Below are 6,328 nucleotides of genomic sequence, written 5' to 3'. Positions count from 1 at the left end.
GATACTCGGGGCATGAGGTTTCGATGAGTTCCCTGCACGCGTCCACCCCGGAAGCTGTTCTCTCCCTGCTGGCCACCGCGCTGGCCGAAGGCCGCCCCGACGACGCGGCATCGCTCTATGAGCCCGACGCCGTCTTCTTCTACTCCCCGACCACCGCCCCGGCGACCGGCCCCGACGAAATCCGTTCCGCGCTCGCCGATCTCGCCTCGATCCACCCGGTCCTGCGCAACAACATCCCGCGCACCGTCATCGCCGGCGACATCGCCACGGTCGTGAACGCCTGGCACATCGACGGCACCCGCCCCGACGGCCGGCCCATCGCCATGTCCGCCACCAGCACCGACGTCCTCCGCCACCGCCCGGACGACTCCTGGGGCGTCCGCCCCGCCCGCTGAGATCCCCTGATCGCTGAGTGGCACACCAGCGCGGCCGAATCCGACAAATCGCCTCCATGATGTGCCACTCGGCGAATCTCCATCCGCCGACTCCCGACCCACTCAAGGGGGCGGGGAAATGGCCGCGCCCACTGTGGGTTTCACAGCGGGCGCGGAGGGTGTTCTTATGGGTGCGGGGTCAGCCGCGGCGCATGGGGATGTGGGGGATGCCGTCTTCGATGTACTCTTCGCCGTCGACCTTGAAGCCGTGCTTGGTGTACATGTCGACCAGGTAGGTCTGGGCGTTGAGGCGGACGGTGGCGGAGCCCGCTTCGGCCAGGGCGGCCTGGAGCAGGCGGGTGGTGTAGCCGTGGCCGCGGGCCTCGGGGGTGGTGCAGAGGCGGCCGATGCGGAAGGACTTCACGCCGTCTTCGTGTTCTTCCATGAGGCGCAGGGTGCAGATGACCTCACCCTCGTCATCGAGCCAGAAGTGGCGCGTTTCCGGCAGCAGGTCGAACCCGTCCAGTTCCGGGTAGGCGCACTTCTGCTCGACGACGAAAACCTCTACGCGAAGTTTCAACAGCTTGTACAGCGTCGCGGTGTCCAGGTCTTGGGACCACGACCGTTTGAGAGCAACCGTTGACATCATCGCGTCTTGCTATCACATCTAGGCGTGCGAGGCCATACCGGCGTGCTTCGGCGTGTTGTCGGAGTCCAGCTGCAGGGCCTTGCTCGACCAGTCCCACACCTCGCGGAACAGGGCCTGGTTCTCGGAGAGCTTGACGCCCAGCGACGGCACCATTTCCTTGAGTTTCGGCTCCCACGTGGAGAATTCGCGCGGGAAGCACTTCTTCATCACGTCGAGCATGGCGCTCACACAGGTGGACGCGCCCGGCGAGGCGCCCAGCAGACCGGCGATGGTGCCGTCCTCGGCCGCGACGACCGCGGTGCCGAGCTCGAGCACGCCGCCCGCGCCCTTGCGGCGGATCACCTGCACGCGCTGACCGGCGATGATCAGCTCCCAGTCCGAGCCGTCGGCGCGCGGGATGAACTCCTCCATCGCGCCCACCCGACCGGCCTGCGACTTGAGCAGCTCGCCGACCAGGTAGTTGACCAGGCCCATCTCGGTGACGCCCACGCCCAGCATGGAGAACAGGTTGTTCGGCTTCACCGACTTGATCAGGTCGGTCATCTTGCCGTCCTTGAGGAACTTCGGCGTCCAGCCGGCGTAGGGGCCGAACAGCAGGCCCTTCTCACCGTTGATGACGCGAGTGTCCAAGTGCGGCACCGACATCGGCGGCGCGCCGACCGACGCCTGGCCGTACACCTTGGCCTCGTGCTGGGCCACCAGGCTCGGGTTGGTGGCGCGCAGGAACAGGCCCGACACCGGGAAGCCGCCGAAACCGGAGATCTCCTTGATGCCCGACTTCTGCAGCAGCGGCAGCGCACCGCCGCCCGCGCCGACGAACACGAACTTGGCGTTGATCACCCGCACCTTGCGGCTGCGCAGGTTGCGCACCTTGACCAGCCAAGAGCCGTCGGACTGCTTGGTCAGGTTGAGCACCTCGTGGCCGAAGGCGATATCCGCGCCGGACGCGCCCAGGTAGGCCAGCAGTTCCTTGGTGAGCTCGCCGAAGTCGATATCGGTGCCGTGCGAGGACCAGTTCAGGGCGATCGGATCGGAGAAGTCGCGGCCCTTGGCCATCAGCGGTAGTCGCCGGCTGAATTCGGCTGCGTCGTCGATGAATTCCATGCCCTCGAACAGCGGATGCCGCGCCAGCGCCTCGTAGCGCTTGCGCAGGTATTCGACGCCGTCCGCACCGTGGGTGAAGCTCACGTGCGGGATGGGGTTGATGAAGTTCGACGGGTTGGCCAGCACGCCGTTCTCGACCGCGTAGGACCAGAACTGCCGCGAGACCTGGAAGCGCTCGTTGATGTCGATGGCCTTGGCGATCTCCACCGAGCCGTCGGCGTTGCGCGGGGTGTAGTTCAGCTCGCACAGGGCCGAGTGGCCGGTGCCGGCGTTGTTCCAGGGATCGCTGCTCTCCCCGGCCGCCTCGTCCAGTCGCTCGAAGATATTGATCGACCAATCCGGCTGCACCTGACGGAGCAAGGCGCCGAGGGTGGCACTCATGATGCCGGCACCGATGAGTACTACATCGGTCTTTTCAATCGTGGCAGCGTTCGACACGGCGTTCGTCGACTTCCTTGTCCTTTGTGGGTCACCAGGTGGAGGTTAGGTTACCCGTCGTTCACTTGAGCTCAATTCTGCCCCTGACCATTCCCGAATCCCGCGCCGAAATCCCTGAATGTGAGAGATCCCTCCCAAATGGACAGCGTTGTGCCACGGTCTATCTTGGCCTTGTGACCTCCGATACGTCATCCACCACTTCGTCGACCACCACCTGGCAGCCCGACGTGCTGGGCGACGACTACCAACAGCTCACGATTCCGATGGGACCGGACCCGGACGGCGAGGGCGATGTGGTCGCCACGCTGGTCCGATACACCCCGGCCAAGGCCCCGGTCGCGACCAAGGCCGTGCTCTACGTGCACGGTTTCACCGACTACTTCTTCCAGGAGCATCTGGCCCAGCACATGGCCGCGCGGGGCTACGCCTTCTATGCGCTGGACCTGCGCAAATGCGGGCGTTCGCAGCGGGCCGGGCAGACGCCGCACTATGTGAGCAGCCTGGAGCTGTACGACGTGGAGCTGAACCGGTCGCTGAAGACCATCCGCGAGGAGACCGGTCTGGATGTGCTGGTGATGGCGCATTCGACCGGCGGCCTGGTGACCTCGCTGTGGCTGAACCGGCTGCAGGAAGCCAACGGCGCACGCGCGCAGGGCATTACGGGCCTGGTGCTCAACAGCCCCTGGTTCGACCTGCAGGGGCCGGGCTACTACCGCTCGATCGGCACGCCACTGCTGGAGGGACTCGGCCGACTGCGCGGATTCGCGAAGATTCCGCTGGGCGTCTCCACCGCCTACGGCGACAGCCTGCACAAGAGCGTCTCCGGTGAATGGGACTACAACCTGGACTGGAAACCGTTGAGCGGCTACACCGTTCACGCGGGCTGGTTGCGGGCCATCCGGCGCGGGCAGTTCCGGCTGCACAAGGGCCTCGATATCGGGGTCCCGGCGCTGATCCTGCGGTCCAAGATGACCAAGTTCATGCGCAGTTACGGGCCCGCCGCCGATCTGGCGGACCTGGTGCTCGACGTCAAGCAGATCCAGCGCTGGTCGGGCTGCCTGGGCGACCGCACCAATATCGTGCCGATCGAAGGCGCGCGGCACGACGTGTTCCTGTCCGCGGAAACGCCGCGCGCGCAGGCCTTCGGTGAACTGGATTCGTGGCTGGAGTGGCTGGCGAAGGCGCCGGAATCCGGCGCCGCCTGATCACCAGAAGCTGGTGCGCAGCACCACTTCGGTGGCCAGTTCGTGGCCCGCTTCGGCGGCCACATCCGTGACATCCATGGGGACCAGCCGGAATTCGCCGTAGACGAACCGGCTGGAACCCTCGGCCACCGGGCGCGGCAGGCGCTTGGTGGCCAGCAGGGTGGTGGGGATCTCCACCGGCGGGCAGGAGGCGTCGCGCACGGTGCCGTCGGCGCCGGGCGCGGCCGGATGCCCGCCGCCCGCCACGATCAGGCTCATGAAGCGGCCGAAGCCGCGCGCGGCCAGTTGCCACGCCAGATCCGCGCCCGCGCCGCTGCCGACCAGGTTGGCCCACGGGACCTTGAGCTGGTCGAGGATGGCGAACACCGTGGTGGCGTCGAGACCGTCGATCGATTCGATCGCGATGGTGTGCAGGTCCGAAGTCTGCAGCCGGGCGCAGACCTGGTCGTAAACGTCGGCCGGATCGCCCGCATCGGGGAGCAGCAGGACGTGGTGCCGTGTTTCGGGTCCGCCGATTCGCACCGCCCACTCGCGGTCACCGACCGTGATCCGCCGAGATTCCATGGTCGATAACGCTACAGGAGCGCCGGAGGGGTCGAACGCGAGTCAGGCGGATTGCTGTGACGCCGGTCACTTGTGGACGGTCAGAATTGGGAGATCTGACAGTGGACCTGCGGTGATGAGGCGCTCGATGGCGTCCGGATCGAGGTGCTTCTCGAGCAGATCGGCGAGCAGATCCAGCTGTGCGGTGCGCACCTCGTCGACTGAAACATCCTCGGCGACAACGAAGCCCGCGCGGCCCGCACCAGCGGCCACCTGACGCAGCCAGGCGCGGCGAAACTCGTCCGATTCCAAGGCTCCATGCAGATGCGTGCCCCAGATCGATTCGCGCACACTGCCTTCGGGGTGGCCGTCCAGTTCGAACCAGGGGCGGTCGCCGGAGTGGGTGACGCGGCCGTGGTGGATCTCATAGCCGTGCACGGGGAGATGGTTATTACTCCCGAGCCCGGCATGATCCTGGACACGGCCGGTGGAGCGGCGCAACACCTTCGGATCGGCGAATTCGATCTCCAGGTCGAGCAGGCCCAGGCCGGGGACGGTGCCCGCACCCGATTCCACCGGGTCGACGATGGTGCGGGACAGCATCTGGTAGCCGCCGCAGATGCCGAGAATGGGTCCCCCCGCGGCCGCCCGCGCGGTGAGGGCGTCGGCGATCCCGGTGCGGCGCAACCACTCCAGATCGCTGACGGTGGATTTGCTGCCCGGCACCACGACCAGGTCGGCTCCCGCCATGCGGGACGGGTCGCTCACCCAGCGGACCGAAACCCCGGGTTCGCAGGCCAGCGCCTCGACATCGGTGGAATTGGAGATACGCGGCAGCCGGACGGCGGCGACGGTCAGCCACTCCGTGCCCAGCGGCGGCCGGGGCCGCCCGACCGGGGCGTCGGCGACGGTGCCGAGCGAGTCCTCCGCGTCGATCCAGAGGTCCTCCGCGAACGGGATTACACCCAGCGTGGGCCGCCCGGTGAGCGCCTCGAGCTGATCCAGCCCGGGTTTCAGCAGATCCACGTCGCCGCGGAACTTGTTGATGATGAACCCGGAAATCAACTGCTGGTCTTCGGGTTCCAGAATCGCGACGGTCCCGAACAGATGCGCCAGCACTCCCCCGCGATCGATGTCGCCGACGAGCACGACCGGAAGCTCCGCGGCCCGCGCCAATCCCATATTCGCGAGATCGGTTGCCCGCAAATTGATCTCGGCGGGCGATCCCGCGCCCTCACAGATCACGACATCGAATTCGGCACGCAGCGAAGCCAATTCCTCCGCGACGATCGCCCGCAATTCCCGCCGATGCCGGAAATAATCCTTGGCCCCCACGGTGTCGATGGCCTTGCCCCGCACCACGAGCTGCGACCGCCGATCACTCCCCGGCTTCAACAACACCGGATTGAACCGCACGCTCGGCTCGAGCCCACAAGCCCGAGCCTGCAACGCCTGTGCCCGCCCGATCTCCCCGCCGTCGAGCGTGACCACCGAATTGTTGGACATGTTCTGCGCCTTGAACGGCGCGACGCGCACCCCGCGCCGCGCCAGCATCCGGCAAAGTCCCGCCACGACAACGCTCTTCCCCGCATCGGAGGTCGTCCCCGCGACCAGCAGAGCGCCCTTCACCCCTGTCGCCGATCGGAGTCGATCACGCCTGCCGTCCCGGCGACGATCAGCCCTGTCATCCCGGCGCGGTCTTGGCCGGGATCCATAGCGGCCGTGTGGATTCCAGCCAAATGCACGCCGGAATGACGGGGAGAACCCGCGGCGGGGGATCTGCTCACCGCGTGCTGTACTCCGCTCGCGGGCGGTAGACGTAGTATTCGCGGCCGCTGCTGGTGTAGGCGTCGCGGTTCACGTACTCGTCGCGGCTGTCGGCGGCGGCGTCGTCGGTTTCGGCGTCGTCCACCGGGCGGCCCGCGGAGAGTTCGACGTGGCGGCGCGTGGTGGCGCGCATGACGTCCAGGCCCGCGTCGCGGGGGTTCGGGGGGAGGAATCGGGAGGGCTTGCGG

The 6,328-nt window shown here is 67.2% G+C and carries 7 protein-coding genes; 2 read left to right on the top strand and 5 right to left on the bottom strand.

Annotated features, from left to right (window positions below; translation table 11 throughout):
* Window positions 1–395 (top strand): nuclear transport factor 2 family protein (locus ACAM49_RS37990; protein ID WP_369640365.1); only part of this gene is annotated, 395 nt, incomplete at its 5' end.
* A 178-nt stretch (window positions 396–573) separates the two neighbouring features.
* On the opposite strand, the gene ACAM49_RS37985 is transcribed toward ACAM49_RS37990, so the two are convergent.
* Both ACAM49_RS37985 and mqo read right to left on the bottom strand, forming a co-directional pair.
* A complete protein-coding gene (locus ACAM49_RS37985; protein WP_040810874.1) occupies window positions 574–1,023 on the bottom strand; it encodes a GNAT family N-acetyltransferase in 450 nt (149 codons plus the stop codon).
* An 18-nt stretch (window positions 1,024–1,041) separates the two neighbouring features.
* Window positions 1,042–2,565, bottom strand: coding sequence for a malate dehydrogenase (quinone) (mqo, locus tag ACAM49_RS37980; protein WP_369640364.1), 1,524 nt, complete (start codon window positions 2,563–2,565; stop codon window positions 1,042–1,044).
* Between the two features lie 263 nt (window positions 2,566–2,828).
* On the opposite strand from mqo, the gene ACAM49_RS37975 reads away from it, so the two are divergent.
* Window positions 2,829–3,770 (top strand): alpha/beta hydrolase, encoded by a 942-nt coding sequence (locus tag ACAM49_RS37975; RefSeq protein ID WP_369640366.1) that lies wholly within the window; start codon window positions 2,829–2,831, stop codon window positions 3,768–3,770.
* On the opposite strand, the gene ACAM49_RS37970 is transcribed toward ACAM49_RS37975, so the two are convergent.
* The 3 genes from ACAM49_RS37970 to ACAM49_RS37960 all read right to left on the bottom strand — a co-directional run.
* A complete protein-coding gene (locus ACAM49_RS37970) occupies window positions 3,771–4,334 on the bottom strand; it encodes an alpha/beta fold hydrolase (RefSeq protein WP_369640363.1) in 564 nt (187 codons plus the stop codon).
* Between the two features lie 66 nt (window positions 4,335–4,400).
* The gene (locus ACAM49_RS37965) at window positions 4,401–5,942 is read right to left on the bottom strand and encodes a cobyric acid synthase (protein ID WP_369640362.1); all 1,542 of its coding nucleotides are present in this window, start codon (window positions 5,940–5,942) and stop codon (window positions 4,401–4,403) included.
* 154 nt (window positions 5,943–6,096) lie between these two features.
* The coding region (locus tag ACAM49_RS37960) for a hypothetical protein (protein WP_369640361.1) at window positions 6,097–6,328 on the bottom strand (232 nt) is incomplete at its 5' end.

This window comes from Nocardia sp. JMUB6875, from assembly GCF_041154655.1.
GTDB lineage: Bacteria > Actinomycetota > Actinomycetes > Mycobacteriales > Mycobacteriaceae > Nocardia.
The sequence above is the reverse complement of the archived record's forward strand: the minus strand, read 5'-3'. Positions and strand labels throughout refer to the sequence as shown.